Origin of the sequence: Streptomyces sp. NPDC092045 (assembly GCF_044756005.1) — a bacterium.
Classification (GTDB): domain Bacteria; phylum Actinomycetota; class Actinomycetes; order Streptomycetales; family Streptomycetaceae; genus Streptomyces.
Window position 1 is genome coordinate 256193 of record NZ_JBIVSC010000006.1, and the last position, 17153, is coordinate 273345.

The following is a 17153-nucleotide window of genomic DNA, read 5'->3' on the forward strand; positions in this document are numbered from 1 at the left end:
GGGCTTAGTGTCGAAAGGGTGGGCCGACCGGCCCACGGCCCCTCCCGTGAGGGCGTTACGCGCCATGAACGCTCATGCCTAGCACCCCGAAGCCGACGGCCCCCGCGGCGACGGCACCCCGCGGAAGCGGCGGAGACGGCAAGGGCATCGCCCTGTTCGTGATCGCCTCCTGCCAGCTGATGGTCGTCCTCGACATCACGATCGTGAACATCGCGCTCCCGCACATCCAGAGCGCCCTCGACTTCTCGACCACCAGCCTGGCCTGGGTCGTCAACGCCTACACGCTCACCTTCGGCGGCCTCCTGCTCCTCGGCGGACGCTGCGGAGACATCCTGGGCCGCCGCCGGGTCTTCATGTTCGGCGTGCTGCTCTTCGGACTGGCCTCGCTCCTCTGCGGGCTGGCCCAGAGCGAGTGGCAACTCCTGGCCGCCCGCGCCCTCCAGGGCGTCGGCGGCGCCATCGCCTCGCCGACCGCGCTCTCCCTCATCACCACGACCTTCGACGAGGGCCCCGAACGCAACCGCGCCTTCGGCGTGTTCGCCGCCGTCTCGGCCGGCGGCAGCGCGATCGGCCTGGTGGCGGGCGGCATGCTCGTCCAGTGGCTCGACTGGCGCTGGATCTTCTTCGTCAACGTGCCCATCGCCCTCGTGATCGCCTTCCTGACGCCCCGCCACGTCAAGGAGTCGGAGCCGCGCCCCGGCCACTTCGACCTCGCCGGCGCGCTCACCTCGACGATCGGCATGGTGGCCCTGGTGTACGGGTTCATCCGCGCGGCGGACAAGGGCTGGCGCGACCCGTACACGATCGGCTCGTTCGTCGCGGCGGTCGTCTTCCTGGCCGCGTTCATCCTGGTCGAGCGCCGTTCCCGGCAGCCGATCACCCCGCTGCGCATGTTCGCCGACCGCAACCGCTCGGGCACCTACGCCATGATGCTCTGCCTGGCGGCGGCGATCTTCGGCATGTTCTTCTTCCTCACGCTCTTCGTGCAGCAGGTCCTCGGCTTCAGCCCGCTGCGGGCGGGCCTCGCGTTCCTGCCGGTCAGCGCGATCATCGCGGTCGGCGCCGGACTCACGTCGAACCTGCTGCCCCGGTACGGTCCGAAGCCCTTCATGGTGACGGGCTCGGTCCTGGCCGCGGCGGGCCTCTCCTGGCTGACCCTGACGGACGTGCACTCCACCTACCTGGGGAGCATCCTCGGCCCGATCCTGGTCTTCGGCATGGGCATGGGCCTGATCTTCGTCTCGCTGACCATCATGGCCCTCTCCAACGTCGAACCGCGCGACTCGGGCGCCGCGTCCGGCCTGCTCAACGCCATGCAGCAGGTCGGCGGTTCGCTCGGCCTGTCGATCCTGGTCACGGTCTTCGGCACGGCCAGCCGCAACGAGGCGGAGAAGCAGGTCCCGGCCTTCCTCTCCCAGGCGGGCCCCCTGGAGAAGGCCCGGTTCGCCGAGACCGGCCAGCTCCCGCCGCCCTGGGGCGACCAGGTGCTGACCTCCGGCGTCTCGGCGGGCTTCGTCACGGCGGCCGTCTTCGCCGTGGTCGGCGCCCTGGTCGCCCTCTTCGTCATCAAGGTCCGCCCCTCGGACATCGAACGCCTCAAGGGCGGCGGGGGCATGATGCCGGGCGGTGGCTGAGCGGCAGGGGGCGGCGGCTAGGGCCTCAGCCGGGCGTACGGCTCCTCGGGGCAGGCGGCGTCCGGCGGGGCTAGCTTGAGGTAGGCGGTCGCGTACTGCGGGTTCTCGATCTCCTTGCCGGGCGCCGGGTCCTGGAAGCAGACCCGCCAGGCGCTCGGGTCGGCGGGCAGCGTGACGTCGGTGTAGACGCTCTCGGGCCGGACCTTGCGGATCCCGACCTCCTTCAGCATCTCCCCGGCCCGCGCGAAGTCCGTCCCGGCGACCCCCGGCATCGACGGCCAGGAGACCTCCTCGCCGTCCGCGGCGGGGCAGGGCGAGTCGACGCGCACCACCCCGAGGTCGAGCACGGGCCGCCCTCCGCCCCGCTGCCCGCCCGCCGTCTGGAAGCACACCTTCCACCCGTCCGCGTCCCACTGCCCGTCGTTCCTGTCCGAGGCGTCGTGCGTCACGACGTCGTACCCGGCCCCGTCCGCGGCCTCCCGCGCCTCCTTGAGCACCTTCCCCACGAGCTGCGGTGGCCCGGTGGGCGTCGGCGGACCGGTGGAAGGGGCGCCGGTGTCCGCGGCCCCGGCGGAGGAAGGGGAGGCGGAGGCCTCCGGCCGGCCGCCCCTCTTGGCGTCCCCGGCACTCCCTCCCGGCTCCCCGGACGGACCGCCGAACAGCACGAGCCCGCCCGCGAACACCGCCAGCACCCCGAGGGCGACGGGCCCCGGCCGCCGCCACCAGGGGTGTGCGGCGGGCGGAGGGGACGGGGACGGGGACGGCGGGGGCACGGGCGCATAGGGGTCCACGCCGGGATCGTAGGCCCGCTCCCCGGACCACCGCCGACTTATGCCCGGATCAGCGGCCGCGCCGGCTGCGCGCGTTGGCCTCGGTGACGAGGGCGCTCAGCAACTCCGCGCCCGTGAGGGGATGGAGGTCCGCCGGGGAGACGTCCCACGGGATGCCGCCGGCGAGCGGACGGAGCCGGAGGCGCGGGCCGTCCGCACCCGTGACGCGGCCCACGAGGTTGCGGGCGGTGTCGAGGACGACCGCGCCGACGCGGGGGAGGTCGTGGTCCTCTCCGGTCACCGCGCGAGCCCGTTCAGGATCACCTCGGCGAGCGCGTGGGCGACGGGCGCGGAGCAGACCCCGAGGTGGACGAGGGCGTAGGAGGCCTCGCCCTCGCGCTCGTCCGGCCACGGGCTGCGGATGTCCATGGCGGGGAGCTGGACGCCGGCCCGGGAGAGGGCGGTTGCGAGGGCGTCCCGTGCGTCCAGGGCCTCCTGGATCTTGGGCGTGGTGCTCGGTTCGCGCGGGGTGGGTGCCATGGGTTCACTCCTCGTGGGTCGGTTCCGCCGTTTCGCGGACCCGTTGACGTGCGCCGGATTACGCTGCGTAGTCCAGGTGTGACGAGGATGTGCCCGGACGCGGGTGGGCCGGGTGTGGACGGGGGAGTGCTTCCGCGGCGCACGGCGCCGGTTCCACACCTTCCACACCGCCGGTCCGTACGAGCGACGCGGAGGGCGACGCAATGCCGCAGCGACGAGTGGTCAGCGGCCGGAGCCAGGAGCCGCGCCAGCGGTTCGCGGAGGAGCTGCACAGGCTCCGGACGGCCCGGAAGCTGAGCCTCCGGCAACTCGGCGAACGGGTGGGCTGGGACTGGTCCCTGTTCGGCAAGATGGAGAAGGGCGAGACGCTGGGAAGCCCGGACGTCGTCCAGGGCCTGGACACGTTCTACGAGACGCCGGGGCTGCTGCTGGCGCTGTGGGAACTCGCGGCGGGGGACAAGTCCCAGTTCAAGGAACGGTACCGGCGGTACATGACGCTGGAGGCCGAGGCGGTGAGCCTGTGGCACTTCGCGGTGAGCGTGCTGCCGGGGTTGTTGCAGACGGCGGGGTATGCGCGGGAAGTTCTGGCGGCGGGTGGATACAAGGGGAAGGAGCTGGAGCAGCAGGTCGAAGCACGAATGAGTCGGAAAGTGCTGCTGGAGGGGGAAGACGTTCCCCCGTTCCGGACGATCCTTTCGGAGGCGGTGCTACGGACGCCGGTGCGGGACGCGCGTGAGTGGCACGAGCAACTTGAGCACCTGTTGGAGGTGGCGGAGCGCTCGGACGTGACGTTGCAGATCCTTCCTCTGCGCGCCGGTGTGCACGGCCTGAACAGCACCGCCGTGATGTTCCTGCGGCTGCACAGCGGGCGTACCGTTGCGTACACGGAGAACGCCCACCACGGCGAGCTGATCGAGGAGAGCACTTCGGTCGAGCCCTTGCAGCGTGCGTACGATGCGATGCGTGACCTGGCGCTTTCTCCGGCCGAGTCGCAGAAGTTCGTTCTGGCCTTGTTGGAGGAAGTACCGTGCGACGCATCGACCTGAGTGCTGCTTCTTGGCGCAAGAGTTCCTACAGCAACTCCGACGGCGGCGAATGCGTCGAGGTCTCCGACGACTTCGCCCCCCTCGTCGTCCCCGTCCGCGACAGCAAGTCCCCGCACGGCCCGGCCCTCGTGTTCCCTGCGGGCGGCTGGTCCTCCTTCGTCGCGGCGGTCAGGGGCGGGCGGCTGAATCGCTGAGCGCGTGGCGACGGCCCCCGCGAACCTTCGGGAGCGCGGGGGCCGTCGGCGTGTCCGGGCCGGTCAGATGTCCCGGAAGATCTCGATCTGCGCCCCGATCGAGTTCAGCCGCTCCGCCAGGTCCTCGTACCCCCGGTTGATGACGTACACGTTCCGGAGGACCGACGTGCCCTCGGCGGCCATCATCGCGAGGAGGACGACCACGGCGGGGCGGAGGGCCGGCGGGCACATCATCTCGGCGGCGCGCCAGCGGGTCGGGCCCTCGACGAGCACGCGGTGCGGGTCGAGGAGCTGGAGGCGGCCGCCGAGGCGGTTGAGGTCCGTGAGGTAGATGGCCCGGTTGTCGTAGACCCAGTCGTGGATCAGGGTCTTGCCCTGCGCCGTGGCCGCGATGGCCGCGAAGAAGGGGACGTTGTCGATGTTCAGGCCCGGGAACGGCATCGGGTGGATCTTGTCGATCGGCGCCTCCAGCTTGGAGGGGCGGACCGTCAGGTCGACCAGGCGGGTGCGGCCGTTGTCGGCGTTGTACTCGGGCGAGCGGTCGTGGTCGAGGCCCATCTCCTCCAGGACCGCGAGCTCGATCTCCATGAACTCGATCGGCACCCGGCGGATCGTCAGCTCCGACTCGGTGACGACGGCGGCGGCCACCAGGCTCATCGCCTCGACCGGGTCCTCGGAGGGGGAGTAGTCGACGTCCACGTCGATCTGCGGCACGCCGTGCACGGTCAGGGTGGTGGTGCCGATGCCGTCGACCCGTACGCCGAGCGCCTCCAGGAAGAAGCAGAGGTCCTGGACCATGTAGTTGGAGGAGGCGTTGCGGATGACGGTCGTGCCGTCGTGCCGGGCGGCGGCCAGCAGCGCGTTCTCGGTGACCGTGTCGCCGCGTTCGGTCAGGACGATCGGGCGGCCGGGGGAGACCGAGCGCTCGACCTGCGCGTGGTAGATGCCCTCGGTGGCCGTGACCTCCAGGCCGAAGCGGCGCAGGGCGATCATGTGCGGCTCGATCGTGCGCGTGCCGAGGTCGCAGCCGCCGGCGTACGGCAGCCGGAAGCGGTCCATGCGGTGCAGCAGCGGGCCGAGGAACATGATGATCGAGCGGGTGCGGATGGCGGCCTCGGAGTCGATGGACTCCATGTCCAGCTCGGCCGGCGGCACGATCTCCAGGTCCACGCCCTCGTTGATCCAGCGGGTGCGGACGCCGATGGAGTTGAGGACCTCCAGGAGCCGGAAGACCTCCTCGATGCGGGCGACCCGGCGCAGGACCGTGCGGCCCTTGTTGAGGAGCGAGGCGCAGAGCAGCGCGACACAGGCGTTCTTGCTGGTCTTGACGTCGATGGCGCCGGAGAGCCGGCGGCGGCCGACGACCCGGAGGTGCATGGGGCCCGCGTATCCCAGGGACACGATCTCGCTGTCGAGGGCCTCGCCGATCCGGGCGATCATCTCAAGGCTGATGTTCTGGTTGCCGCGCTCGATCCGGTTGACGGCGCTCTGGCTCGTGGCCAGGGCTTCGGCGAGCTGCGTCTGGGTCCAGCCGCGGTGCTGCCGGGCGTCACGGATGAGCTTGCCGATGCGTACGAGGTAGTCGTCTGCCATGGCGTCACGTTATCTCAGATATGAGATGAAGATCGGACTCGGGGTGGGCCGTCAGGGTGAAAGGCCGTGGGCGGTCGGGTGACGCGGCTCGTACAGGGGGAGTTCGGTGCCGCTCGGCAGCCGGACGGCCGCGAGCAGCCCCCAGCCCCGGTCGCTGATGGCCCGTGAGATCTCCGCCCCCCGGTCCTCCAGGGCCGTCAGGGTCCGGGTGAGGTCGTCGCACATGAGGTACATCTCGTGCCTCGGCCCGTCCTCCGCGGGATGCATCGCGATCTCGGCGGGCGGCAGCTTGAAGACGAGCCAGCCGCCCCCCGCGTCCACGTGCTGGAACCCGAAGACGTCCTGGAGGAAGACGCGGTCCGCCTCGGCGTCCCGGCTGTAGAAGGTCACGTGCACGCCGCTGAACATGCTCCGATCGTCGGCGCCCCGCGCCGGGGCGGCCAGTCGTCCGCGTCCGTACGGGGCACGGCGGGACGGTCGCACGGGGCGCGGTGGGGCTGCCGGACGGGCGGGACGGGGCGTCCGTACGGGGTACGGCGGGACGGTCGTACGGGGCGCGGCGGGGCGGCCGGACGGGGCGGGCCCCGCGTGCCCGGCCCCGCCGCCTCCGGCGGTCCCGTCCTCCGGCCGTGGCGCCCGTCCCGCCCGGCGGGCGCGCGGCGGAGCGCCGCGCGGGGGCGACATCACGCACCTCGCGGGCGCCCGGGCATGACCGGGAGACCGGGATGCACTAGAGTTATCTCGACATCGAGATAACTGCTTACGGCGCACCGTGGCCGCCCGACTGGTAAGGGTTACCTAACTTAGCCCTACCTTAACGGATCCGCGAGGGGTCGTGGCGGCAGCATGACGGTAGTACGCGCACATTGATGAAGGAGACTGTCGTGTCGGCGAACAGCTTCGACGCCCGCAGCACGCTGCGCGTGGGCGACGAGTCGTACGAGATCTTCAAGCTGGACAAGGTCGAGGGCTCCGCGCGCCTCCCTTACAGCCTGAAGGTCCTCCTGGAGAACCTGCTCCGCACCGAGGACGGCGCGAACATCACCGCCGACCACATCCGGGCCCTCGGCGGCTGGGACTCGCAGGCTCAGCCGAGCCAGGAGATCCAGTTCACGCCCGCCCGCGTGATCATGCAGGACTTCACCGGTGTGCCCTGCGTCGTCGACCTCGCCACCATGCGCGAGGCCGTCAAGGAGCTCGGCGGCGACCCGGCGAAGGTCAACCCGCTCTCCCCGGCCGAGCTGGTCATCGACCACTCGGTCATCGCCGACAAGTTCGGCACCAAGGACGCCTTCGGCCAGAACGTCGAGCTGGAGTACGGCCGCAACAAGGAGCGCTACCAGTTCCTGCGCTGGGGCCAGACCGCCTTCGACGACTTCAAGGTCGTCCCGCCCGGCACCGGCATCGTCCACCAGGTGAACATCGAGCACCTGGCCCGCACGGTCATGGTCCGCAACGGCCAGGCGTACCCCGACACCCTCGTCGGCACCGACTCGCACACCACCATGGTCAACGGCCTCGGCGTGCTCGGCTGGGGCGTCGGCGGCATCGAGGCCGAGGCCGCGATGCTCGGCCAGCCGGTCTCCATGCTCATCCCGCGCGTCGTCGGCTTCAAGCTGACCGGCGAGCTGCCGGCCGGCACCACCGCCACCGACCTCGTCCTCACGATCACCGAGATGCTGCGCAAGCACGGCGTCGTCGGCAAGTTCGTCGAGTTCTACGGCGAGGGCGTCGCCGCCACCTCCCTGGCGAACCGCGCCACCATCGGCAACATGTCGCCGGAGTTCGGCTCCACCGCCGCGGTCTTCCCGATCGACGGCGAGACCCTGAACTACCTCAAGCTGACCGGCCGCTCCGAGCAGCAGGTCGCGCTCGTCGAGGCGTACGCCAAGGAGCAGGGCCTCTGGCTCGACCCGGCCGCCGAGCCCGACTTCTCCGAGAAGCTGGAGCTCGACCTCTCCACGGTCGTCCCCTCCATCGCCGGCCCGAAGCGCCCGCAGGACCGCATCGTCCTCGCGAACGCCGCCGAGCAGTTCAAGCAGGACGTCCGCAACTACGTGGACTGCGTCGACGAGGCGGGCCAGGAGTCCTTCCCGGCCTCCGACTCCCCGGCCATCGCGAGCTCCGCCCCGTCGAACCCGGTCCAGGTGACCGCCCCCGACGGCAGCACCTACACGCTCGACCACGGCGCCGTCACCGTCGCCGCGATCACCTCCTGCACCAACACCTCGAACCCGTACGTCATGGTCGCCGCCGCGCTCGTCGCGAAGAAGGCCGTGGAGAAGGGCCTGACCCGCAAGCCGTGGGTCAAGACCACCCTCGCCCCGGGCTCGAAGGTCGTCACCGACTACTTCGACAAGGCGGGCCTGACCCCGTACCTCGACAAGGTCGGCTTCAACCTCGTCGGCTACGGCTGCACCACCTGCATCGGCAACTCCGGCCCGCTGCCGGAGGAGGTCTCCAAGGCGGTCAACGACCACGACCTGGCCGTGACCTCGGTCCTCTCGGGCAACCGCAACTTCGAGGGCCGCATCAACCCCGACGTCAAGATGAACTACCTGGCCTCCCCGCCGCTGGTCGTCGCGTACGCCCTCGCGGGATCCATGAAGGTGGACATCACCAAGGACGCCCTGGGCACCGACCAGGACGGCAAGCCGGTCCACCTGGCCGACATCTGGCCGACCGAGGCCGAGGTCAACGACGTCGTCGCCAACGCCATCGGCGAGGACATGTTCAACAAGTCCTACCAGGACGTCTTCGCGGGCGACGCCCAGTGGCAGGCGCTGCCGATCCCGACCGGCAACACCTTCGAGTGGGACACCGAGTCCACCTACGTGCGCAAGCCCCCGTACTTCGAGGGCATGACGATGGAGACCACCCCGGTCTCCGACATCGCCGGCGCCCGCGTCCTGGCCAAGCTGGGCGACTCGGTCACCACCGACCACATCTCCCCGGCCGGCGCCATCAAGGCCGACACCCCGGCCGGCAAGTACCTCACCGAGCACGGTGTGGAGCGTCGTGACTTCAACTCCTACGGCTCGCGCCGGGGCAACCACGAGGTCATGATCCGCGGCACCTTCGCCAACATCCGCCTGCGCAACCAGCTCGCGCCGGGCACCGAGGGCGGCTACACCCGCGACTTCACCCAGGCCGCGACCGCCGACGCGGCTCCGGTGTCGTTCATCTACGACGCCTCCCGCAACTACATCGAGCAGGGCGTCCCGCTCGTCATCCTGGGCGGCAAGGAGTACGGCTCCGGCTCGTCCCGCGACTGGGCCGCCAAGGGCACCGCGCTCCTCGGCGTCAAGGTCGTCATCACCGAGTCGTACGAGCGCATCCACCGCTCGAACCTCATCGGCATGGGCGTCCTGCCGCTCCAGTTCCCGGAGGGCCAGTCGGCCGAGTCCCTCGGTCTGACCGGCGAGGAGACCTTCTCCTTCACCGGCATCGAGGAGCTCAACAACGGCACCACGCCGCGCACGGTGAAGGTCACCACCGACACCGGCGTCGAGTTCGACGCGGTCGTCCGCATCGACACCCCCGGCGAGGCCGACTACTACCGCAACGGCGGCATCATGCAGTACGTCCTCCGGAACCTGATCCGCGGCTGACGCCGCAGGACCCGGTGACACGAAGCGGGCCCCGCTCCTCCTCCCGAGGAGCGGGGCCCGCTTCGTGCTGTGCGCGGCGCGGTCAGAACAGCTCGCGGAAGCCGTTCCAGCCGGAGGTGCCGATCTTCACGCGGCCGCCGTACGGGGCCGAGGCCTTGCCGGTGCCCTTGTACAGCCACAGCGCGCCGGAGCCGTCGCGGGCGACGAGGTCCGCGATGCCGTCGAGGGACAGGTCGCCCGTGGACACGAGGGCGTTGAACGTGTTCCAGCCGCCGCCGATGTAGCTGCGGGGACCGAAGGGCGCCTTGTAGTCGCCCGTGCCCTTGTACAGCCACAGGTTGCCGGACTTGTCGCGGGCGACCAGGTCGGGCCTGCCGTCGCGGGTGAGGTCGCCCTTGCCCGCGATCTGGGTGTAGATGTTCCAGCCGGCGCCGATCTTGACGCGCTGGGTCAGGCCGCCGTTGCCGTAGCCCAGGTAGTGCCACAGCACGCCGGAGCCGTCGCGGGCGATCAGGTCGTCGGAGACGGCGCCGCCGGTGTTGCCGACGGAGACGATCTTGTTGTAGATCTGCCAGCCGCCGCCGAGGTCGCGCGGGGAGCCCACGTCGGTGTAGTGCAGGCGCCCGCTGCGGATGGCGTAGAAGCCGTTGGACGCGCCGTTGCCGTCCAGGTCGACCTGGGTGAAGTTCTTGTGCGCCGTCCAGCCCGTGCCGGAGTTGTCCGCCAGGCGCTGGATGGTGCCCCCGCCGACCGGCTTGTAGCCCCAGATGGTGCCCGCGCCGTTGACGCCGTAGAGGTGGTTCCGCGGCGTCGTGACGGCCGAGGCCGTGAAGGCGGTCGCGTCCGGGGCCTGCTCGGCGCCGGGGGTGAAGGACGGCGGCGCGTCGGCCGCGACGGCGGCGGTGGTCGTGCCGACGAGCGCGGCGGTGATCGCGGCGACGGTCACGCGCGCCAGGACGCCTCTGCGGTTCAGGCCGGAAGTCTTTGCCACGTAGAACTCCAGATCCGTGCGGAATGGGGAGGGCGCCGCCGTCCTCCACCGTGGGCGGGGCGGCGGCGGGAGCCCCATGATTGCGGATCGCCCGCGTCGAACATCCCTCGAACGGGAGGTCTGTGACACGACTGTTTCGCTCCGGACACAACTGTTTCGCAGGGAGGGCGCGACCGGCCGGGGCCGACGGTATGTCATCTTTGTCCCGGGTGGAACCGGGCGGCGCCGCCGGGACCGCGCCGGGGCTTCCGTACGGGTGTTCCGAGGTCGGTGTCAAGGGTGTCGACGGACGGATGGTTGGACGAAACGCCGCAGATCCAGCGTGCTTATCCCGCAGGTCTCAACTCGGGAAAGATGGCCGTCGAAACCTGCTTTCGATCTTGCTCAGGCGAAGGGAAGTGGACTATACCTGTCGGCGTCCAGCCCGTCGTATCCATCGGCGACGGCCCGACGTGTGCACGACCCGGCTGCAAATGACCGCGGTGGCGGGGCCCTTCGCCTGTGGCGAGTTGAGAACGGGCGACCGGTACACCGCCTGAGTCCTGAATGAAGGCGAGGACTTGAGCATGGGATCCACCTCCGCACAGACCAATGGGGGCCTCGGCCGTCGCGATCTGATCAAGCGTTCCGCCGCTATCGGTCTGATCTCCGTACCGACCATGGGGTTCCTGTCCGCCTGTGCGAGCAGTGACAGCGGTGGCAACGGAAAGGTCGAGAAGGGTACGAAGTCCGACAAGAACCCGCTCGGCGTGAACGAGTCGGCACCGCTCGACTTCGTCCTCTTCGACGGCGGATTCGGACAGCAGTACGCCAAGGACGCGATCAAGGTCTACGAGACCAATTACCCCAAGGCCAGCGTCAAGTTCACCCCGACCCAGAAGATCACCACCACGCTGCAGCCGCGCTTCAACGGCGGCACCCCGCCGGACCTCATCGACAACTCCGGCGCCGAGCAGATGGACATGGGCGTCCTCGTCGGCCAGAAGCAGCTCGCGGACCTCACCCCGCTGCTCGACGCGCCCTCGGTCGACGACCCGAGCAAGAAGGTCCGCGACACGCTGCGGCCCGGCATCGTCGAGATGGGCCAGTTCGACGGCGAGCAGTGCTGGATCCTCAACTACGCCTACACCGTCTACGGCGTCTGGTACTCGCAGAAGCTCCTCGACTCGCTCGACGCGAAGTACCCGGAGACCTGGGACGAGATGCTGGCCGTCTGCGAGAAGGCCAAGCGCAAGGGCATCGCCGCCTGGACGTACGCGGGCAAGCACCCGTACTACGTCCCCTTCTCGCTCTACCCGATGATCGGCAAGGTCGGCGGCCGCGAGGTCCTGGACGCCATCGACAACCTGGAGCCCAAGGCCTGGGAGCACCCCGCCGTCAAGGCGTGTTTCGATGCGTACTACGAGCTGGTCCAGAAGGGCTACATCCTCAAGGGCACCCCCGGCCTCGACCACATCCAGTCGCAGACCGCCTGGACCGAGGGCAAGGCGCTGTTCATCCCGAACGGCTCCTGGGTCGAGAACGAGGCCGCGAAGACCATGCCGGCCGACTTCGGCCTGGCCGTCTCCGGCCCGACCGGCCTCGACGCCTCCGACAAGATGCCGTTCGGCACCATCTGGGCCGCCGGCGGCGAGCCCTTCATCGTCCCGGCCAAGGCGAAGAACGCCGAGGGCGGCATGGAGCAGCTCCGCATCATGCTCAGCGAGGCCTCCTCCAAGAACTTCACGCAGTCCGTGAAGTCCCTGACCGCGCTCAACGGCGGCACCGACGGCATCGACCTCTCCCCGGGCCTCAAGTCCGGCGTCGCCGCCCTGGAGAAGGCCGGCCAGAACGTCGTCAACCCGCGCCTCCAGGACTGGTACGTCGCCCTCCAGAAGGAGAAGATCGGCGTCGCCGGCATCGGCGAGATGATGGCCGGGCGCGCCACCCCGGCCGAGACGATCAAGAAGATCCAGAAGTTCGCCGACGAGGCGGCCAAGGACTCCTCGATCAAGCACTACAAGCACTGATGAGCAGTGCCGGGGCCCCTTCCCGCCGACCGGGAGCGGGCCCCGGCCCCTCGGCACGCGGCACGAGCGGCGTGCCCGGCGCGGGAAAGATCGGGGTCGGTAGGAAATGCAACACGGCAAGTACCGTTTCATCGTGGGGTTCCTGGCGACCCCCCTCGCGCTCTACGCGCTGTTCGTCATCTGGCCGTTCATCCAGTCCATCTACTACTCCCTGACGGACTGGACCGGACTGAGCCCCGAATTCGGAATGATCGGATTCGACAACTACAGCAGGATGCTGGACGACGAGATCTTCTGGAAATCCCTCCAGCACAGCCTGACCTTCGCGGTGGTGCTGCCGCTGGTGACCGTCGGCCTCGCGCTGTTCTTCGCCTTCATGCTCAATGTCGGCGGTCGGCGCCGCAAGGGCGCGGCCATCGCCGGCGTGCGCGGGTCCTCCTTCTACAAGATCGTGTATTTCTTCCCGCAGGTGCTGTCGATCGCGATCGTCGCGCTGCTCTTCCAGTTCGCGTACAACCCGAACAGCGGAGCCATCAATTCCGTGCTGAAGGGCGTCGGTCTCGGCAGCGTCCAGCCGGACTGGCTCGGAGACCCGGACCTCGCCCTCATCTGCGTGATGGTCGTCCTCGTCTGGTCCACCGTCGGATTCTTCGTCGTCCTCTTCTCGGCCGGCATGGCGTCCATTCCCAAGGACTTCTACGAAGCGGCCCTGCTCGACGGCGCGAACCGCTTCACCACCTTCTTCAAGATCACCCTGCCGCTGCTCTGGGACACCGTGCAGTCCGGCTGGATCTACATGGGCATCCTCGCCCTCGGGGCCGAGTCCTTCGCCGTCGTCCAGATCATGACCGTCGGCCCCAGCGGCGGCGGGCCCGACTACTCGACCATCGTCCTGCCGCTGTACGTGTACCAGAAGGCGTTCCGGGACGGTCAGGCCGCCTACGCCACGACCATCGGCGTCGCCCTGCTCCTCGTGACGCTGGCCTTCGCGGCCGTCGTGATGAAGCTGGGCCGGCGCGAGCGCCTGGAGTTCTGATGAAGATCACCGACACGACCCCCGCCGGAGTGGACGGCTCCGGCTCCCCGGCGGCACCGGACCCCGTGGTCACCAAGACGACCGCCCCCGCGCCCCGCAAGGAGCCGAAGGGCGAGGGGACCACCCTCAACGTCTTCTCCCACGGCATCCTGATCCTCTGGGCGGTCATGGTCGTCATGCCGCTGCTCTGGGCGGTCATGACCTCCTTCAAGACCGACCGGGCGATCTTCACCTCCCCGTGGTCGCTGCCCGACAGGCTGCACTTCGAGAACTGGTCGCGCGCCTGGACCGAGGCGCACATGAGCGACTACTTCCTGAACACCATCCTGGTGGTCGGCGGCTCGCTGATCGGCACGCTCCTCCTCGGCTCGATGGCGGCCTACGTCCTGGCCCGCTTCGAGTTCCCGGGCAACCGCTTCATCTACTTCCTCTTCATCGGGGGGATGAGCTTCCCGATCATCCTGGCGCTCGTGCCGCTGTTCTACGTGATGCAGAACATGGCCCTGCTCAACACGCTGCACGGCCTGATCCTCGTCTACATCGCGTACTCGCTGCCGTTCACGGTCTTCTTCCTCACGGCCTTCTTCCGCACCCTGCCGACCTCGGTGGCGGAGGCGGCCTTCGTGGACGGTGCCTCGCACACCCGGACCTTCTTCCAGGTGATGCTGCCGATGGCCAAGCCGGGCCTCATCAGCGTCGGCATCTTCAACTTCCTGGGTCAGTGGAACCAGTACCTGCTGCCGACCGTGCTCAACACCGAGCCGGAGCGGAAGGTCCTCTCGCAGGGCCTCGTCCAGCTCGCGGTCAGCCAGGGCTACAAGGGCGACTGGTCGGGCCTCTTCGCCGGCCTGGTGATGGCCATGCTCCCGGTCCTCGTGGCGTACATCGTCTTCCAGCGGCAGGTGGTGGCCGGTCTGACCGCCGGCGCCGTGAAGTGACGCCCGGGCCGCACCGGCCCCGCCACCGCTCCCGAAGGGCCCCCGGCGCACCGCGCGCCGGGGGTCCTTCGGGTCGTGCGGGACCGGGGGAGGACGGCCCGGGAAACCCGGTGCGAACACCGTGTGACCCTCACCTCCGACACTCAAGGTCTTGACGGGGAGCAAGCCGAAAGCGTCCCCTTAGAGTTCACATGTTGGAGAAAACGGTGGGAGTGAGTGAGTCGATGGAGACTCCGGGTTCGCAGACTTCTCTGCACAGGGCCAATCTCGAACGGGTCGTCCGGGCGGTGCGCATGGCCGGCTCGCTCACCCAGGCGGAGATCGCCCGGGCGACGGGCCTCTCCGCCGCCACGGTCTCCAACATCGTGCGGGAGCTGAAGGACGGCGGCACCGTCGAGGTCACGCCCACCTCCGCCGGGGGGCGCCGGGCCCGCAGCGTCTCGCTCTCCGGCGACGCCGGCATCGTGATCGGGGTCGACTTCGGCCACACCCACCTCCGGGTCGCGGTCGGCAACCTCGCCCACCAGGTGCTCGCCGAGGAGGCCGAGCCGCTCGACGTCGACGCCTCCGCCGCGGAGGGCTTCGACCGGGCGGAACAGCTGGTCAAACGGCTCGTCCTGACCACCGGGATCGGCCCCGACAAGGTGATCGGCGTCGGCCTCGGCGTACCGGGGCCGATCGACGTCTCCTCCGGGACGCTCGGCTCGACGTCGATCCTGCCGGGGTGGAGCGGCATCAACCCCGCCGAGGAGCTCTCGGGCCGCCTCGGGGTCCCCGTGCACGTCGACAACGACGCCAACCTCGGCGCGCTCGGCGAGCTGGTCTGGGGCGGCGGCCGGGGCGTCAAGGACCTGGCGTACATCAAGGTGGCCAGCGGCGTCGGCGCCGGCCTGGTCATAGACGGACGGGTCTACCGGGGCCCCGGCGGCACCGCGGGGGAGATCGGGCACATCACCCTGGACGAGTCCGGTCCGGTCTGCCGCTGCGGCAACCGCGGCTGCCTGGAGACCTTCACGGCCGCCCGCTACGTCCTGCCGCTGCTCCAGCCCAGCCACGGGCCCGACCTGACCATGGAGCGGGTCGTCCAGCTGGCCCGGGAGGGCGACCCCGGCTGCCGCCGGGTGATCGCGGACGTCGGACGGCACATCGGCAGCGGCATCGCCAACCTCTGCAACCTCCTCAACCCCAGCCGGGTGGTGCTCGGCGGGGACCTCGCGGAGGCCGGGGAGCTGGTCCTGGCGCCCATCAGGGACTCCGTCTCGCGGTACGCGATCCCCAGTGCCGCCCGGCAGCTCTCGCTGGCCCAGGGGGCCCTCGGAGGGCGCGCCGAGGTCCTGGGCGCGCTCGCCCTCGTGCTGAGCGAAATGGGCGATTCGACCCTGTTGGAGAGCGCCCTGCCCGCCGCCGCCCCGGCCTCCCGGCTTGCCTTCACTTAGATAACGAACACCACCGTTGTCATCTCGTTAAGAATTTACTTCTTGACGTCAACGTTGCGGCCGAGTTGACTTCGTGCCACCTCGGCCGCAACGTCGCGGCCTCGTCAGGGAGGCAACCCCAAATGAACGCAGTGACGCGTCGCGCCGTCATAGCCACGGCCGCGGTGTCGATGGCCCTCTCGCTCGCCGCCTGCGGCCAGGCCGGCGGCGACGACAGCGGCGACAAGGGCAGCTCGACCAAGATCGGCCTGCTCCTGCCCGAGAACAAGACCTCGCGCTACGAGGCCCTGGACAAGCCCCAGTTCGAGAAGGCCGTCACGGCCGCGTGCGGCGACTGCGAGGTCGTCTACAACAACGCCGTCTCCGACGTCGTCAAGCAGAAGCAGCAGTTCGACCAGTTCATCGCCGACGGCATCAAGGTCATCGCCCTCGACCCGGTCGACGCCACCAAGGCCGAGAGCTGGGTCAAGGACGCCAAGGCCAAGGGCGTCAAGGTCGTCGCGTACGACCGCGCCGTCAAGGGCGCCGACGCCTACGTCAGCCACGACAACAACAAGGTCGGCGAGCTCCAGGGCCAGGCCCTCCTCGCCGCGCTCGGCGACAAGGCCGCCGCCGCCAACGTCGTGATGATCAACGGCGACGAGAAGGACCCGAACGCCGCCCTGTTCAAGAAGGGCGCCCACACCGCGCTCGACGGCAAGGTCGGCAAGATCGCCTACGAGGCCTCCGGCGAGTGGGACCCGAAGATCGCCGGCGAGAAGATGTCCGCCGCGATCTCCTCGGTCGGCAAGGACAAGATCGGCGCCGTCTACTCGGCCAACGACGGCATGGCGGGCGGCATCGTCACCTCCCTGGAGAACGCCGGCATCAAGGGCATCCCGGTGGGCGGCCAGGACGCCGAGGTCGCGGGCGTCCAGCGCATCATCGCCGGCACCCAGACCTTCACGATCTACAAGTCGCCGCTCCAGCTGGCCCCCGAGGCCGCCAAGTTCGCGGTGAACCTGCTCCAGGGCAAGGACCTCGGCGCCCAGGGCGACACCGACGGCGTGCCGTCCACGCTCTTCCCGCCGGTCGTGGTCGACAAGACCAACATCCAGGACACGGTCGTCAAGGACGGCATCTACAAGGCCGCCGACCTCTGCACCGCGGACCTCGCCGCCAAGTGCACCGAGCTGGGCGTCAAGTAATCCCGGCTCCACCCCGCCGGGCCCCCCGAGGGCCCGGCACCACGGATCCCGGCCCGGCCCCGCCCGGCCCCCGGCCGTCTCCCGACCGAGACGGCGCCGGACGCGCGGCCCCGCCGCTCGCGTACAGAGGGTGAAGACCCCGTACGACGCACGGCGACGGGCCGGGAT

Annotated in this window: 15 protein-coding genes; 9 read left to right on the forward strand and 6 right to left on the reverse strand. The window is 69.9% G+C overall.

All coding sequences use genetic code 11. The features are described 5' to 3' along the window. The first annotated feature begins 74 nt into the window (after nucleotides 1-74). A complete protein-coding gene (locus tag ACIQKA_RS19040; protein ID WP_383155740.1) occupies nucleotides 75-1634 on the forward strand; it encodes an MFS transporter in 1560 nt (519 codons plus the stop codon). Nucleotides 1635-1651: 17 nt separating this feature from the next. Here ACIQKA_RS19040 and ACIQKA_RS19045 read toward each other — a convergent pair whose 3' ends face one another. The 3 genes from ACIQKA_RS19045 to ACIQKA_RS19055 are packed head-to-tail and all read right to left on the reverse strand — an operon-like array spanning nucleotide 1652 to nucleotide 2944. Further along, nucleotides 1652-2425, reverse strand: a complete 774-nt coding sequence (locus ACIQKA_RS19045) for a hypothetical protein (protein WP_402541637.1) — start codon at nucleotides 2423-2425, stop codon at nucleotides 1652-1654. Between the two features lie 49 nt (nucleotides 2426-2474). Then, on the reverse strand, nucleotides 2475-2705 hold the full coding sequence (locus ACIQKA_RS19050) for a hypothetical protein (protein WP_383155745.1): 231 nt from the start codon (nucleotides 2703-2705) through the stop codon (nucleotides 2475-2477). Then, nucleotides 2702-2944: a hypothetical protein gene (locus ACIQKA_RS19055; RefSeq protein WP_383155747.1), complete on the reverse strand. Its 243-nt coding sequence runs from the start codon at nucleotides 2942-2944 to the stop codon at nucleotides 2702-2704. Before ACIQKA_RS19055 ends, ACIQKA_RS19050 begins: the two co-directional genes overlap by 4 nt. Before the next feature lie 203 nt (nucleotides 2945-3147). Between ACIQKA_RS19055 and ACIQKA_RS19060 the strand changes: the two genes are divergently transcribed. Further along, nucleotides 3148-3990, forward strand: coding sequence for a helix-turn-helix domain-containing protein (locus tag ACIQKA_RS19060; RefSeq protein ID WP_383437611.1), 843 nt, complete (start codon nucleotides 3148-3150; stop codon nucleotides 3988-3990). Further along, complete coding sequence (locus tag ACIQKA_RS19065) at nucleotides 3972-4184, forward strand: DUF397 domain-containing protein (RefSeq protein ID WP_383437608.1); 213 nt, start codon at nucleotides 3972-3974, stop codon at nucleotides 4182-4184. Before ACIQKA_RS19060 ends, ACIQKA_RS19065 begins: the two co-directional genes overlap by 19 nt. 63 nt (nucleotides 4185-4247) lie before the next feature. Here ACIQKA_RS19065 and ACIQKA_RS19070 read toward each other — a convergent pair whose 3' ends face one another. Continuing rightward, nucleotides 4248-5777 (reverse strand): UDP-N-acetylglucosamine 1-carboxyvinyltransferase, encoded by a 1530-nt coding sequence (locus ACIQKA_RS19070; protein WP_353796556.1) that lies wholly within the window; start codon nucleotides 5775-5777, stop codon nucleotides 4248-4250. Nucleotides 5778-5828: 51 nt separating this feature from the next. Beyond that, on the reverse strand, nucleotides 5829-6185 hold the full coding sequence (locus tag ACIQKA_RS19075) for a VOC family protein (RefSeq protein ID WP_383437604.1): 357 nt from the start codon (nucleotides 6183-6185) through the stop codon (nucleotides 5829-5831). 476 nt (nucleotides 6186-6661) lie between these two features. Between ACIQKA_RS19075 and acnA the strand changes: the two genes are divergently transcribed. After that, on the forward strand, nucleotides 6662-9388 hold the full coding sequence (gene acnA / locus ACIQKA_RS19080) for an aconitate hydratase AcnA (protein WP_383155760.1): 2727 nt from the start codon (nucleotides 6662-6664) through the stop codon (nucleotides 9386-9388). Nucleotides 9389-9470: 82 nt separating this feature from the next. Here acnA and ACIQKA_RS19085 read toward each other — a convergent pair whose 3' ends face one another. Beyond that, nucleotides 9471-10379, reverse strand: a complete 909-nt coding sequence (locus tag ACIQKA_RS19085) for an FG-GAP repeat domain-containing protein (protein WP_383155761.1) — start codon at nucleotides 10377-10379, stop codon at nucleotides 9471-9473. Nucleotides 10380-10945: 566 nt separating this feature from the next. Between ACIQKA_RS19085 and ngcE the strand changes: the two genes are divergently transcribed. From ngcE to ACIQKA_RS19110, 5 genes are all read left to right on the forward strand, one after another. Beyond that, a complete protein-coding gene (gene ngcE / locus ACIQKA_RS19090) occupies nucleotides 10946-12388 on the forward strand; it encodes an N-acetylglucosamine/diacetylchitobiose ABC transporter substrate-binding protein (RefSeq protein ID WP_391094721.1) in 1443 nt (480 codons plus the stop codon). Nucleotides 12389-12494: 106 nt separating this feature from the next. After that, nucleotides 12495-13424: a carbohydrate ABC transporter permease gene (locus ACIQKA_RS19095; RefSeq protein ID WP_383155765.1), complete on the forward strand. Its 930-nt coding sequence runs from the start codon at nucleotides 12495-12497 to the stop codon at nucleotides 13422-13424. Further along, complete coding sequence (locus ACIQKA_RS19100) at nucleotides 13424-14362, forward strand: carbohydrate ABC transporter permease (protein ID WP_383155767.1); 939 nt, start codon at nucleotides 13424-13426, stop codon at nucleotides 14360-14362. The genes ACIQKA_RS19095 and ACIQKA_RS19100 overlap by 1 nt, the downstream gene beginning before the upstream one ends. A gap of 224 nt (nucleotides 14363-14586) precedes the next feature. Further along, nucleotides 14587-15798 carry an ROK family transcriptional regulator gene (locus tag ACIQKA_RS19105; RefSeq protein ID WP_121831246.1) on the forward strand — a complete coding sequence of 404 codons (1212 nt, stop codon included), beginning with the start codon at nucleotides 14587-14589 and terminating at the stop codon, nucleotides 15796-15798. A gap of 122 nt (nucleotides 15799-15920) precedes the next feature. Beyond that, nucleotides 15921-16985, forward strand: a complete 1065-nt coding sequence (locus tag ACIQKA_RS19110; protein ID WP_383155770.1) for a sugar ABC transporter substrate-binding protein — start codon at nucleotides 15921-15923, stop codon at nucleotides 16983-16985. Nucleotides 16986-17153 lie beyond the last annotated feature (168 nt).

What these genes read in the sequence shown, in the direction of transcription:
- ngcE (WP_391094721.1), top strand. Translation starts at nt 10,946, where the DNA reads ATGGGATCCACCTCCGCACAGACCAATGGGGGCCTCGGCCGTCGCGAT.
- ACIQKA_RS19055 (WP_383155747.1), bottom strand. Translation starts at nt 2,944, where the DNA reads ATGGCACCCACCCCGCGCGAACCGAGCACCACGCCCAAGATCCAGGAG.
- ACIQKA_RS19075 (WP_383437604.1), bottom strand. Translation starts at nt 6,185, where the DNA reads ATGTTCAGCGGCGTGCACGTGACCTTCTACAGCCGGGACGCCGAGGCG.
- ACIQKA_RS19095 (WP_383155765.1), top strand. Translation starts at nt 12,495, where the DNA reads ATGCAACACGGCAAGTACCGTTTCATCGTGGGGTTCCTGGCGACCCCC.
- ACIQKA_RS19070 (WP_353796556.1), bottom strand. Translation starts at nt 5,777, where the DNA reads ATGGCAGACGACTACCTCGTACGCATCGGCAAGCTCATCCGTGACGCC.
- ACIQKA_RS19040 (WP_383155740.1), top strand. Translation starts at nt 75, where the DNA reads ATGCCTAGCACCCCGAAGCCGACGGCCCCCGCGGCGACGGCACCCCGC.
- ACIQKA_RS19060 (WP_383437611.1), top strand. Translation starts at nt 3,148, where the DNA reads ATGCCGCAGCGACGAGTGGTCAGCGGCCGGAGCCAGGAGCCGCGCCAG.
- ACIQKA_RS19105 (WP_121831246.1), top strand. Translation starts at nt 14,587, where the DNA reads ATGGAGACTCCGGGTTCGCAGACTTCTCTGCACAGGGCCAATCTCGAA.
- ACIQKA_RS19100 (WP_383155767.1), top strand. Translation starts at nt 13,424, where the DNA reads ATGAAGATCACCGACACGACCCCCGCCGGAGTGGACGGCTCCGGCTCC.
- ACIQKA_RS19110 (WP_383155770.1), top strand. Translation starts at nt 15,921, where the DNA reads ATGAACGCAGTGACGCGTCGCGCCGTCATAGCCACGGCCGCGGTGTCG.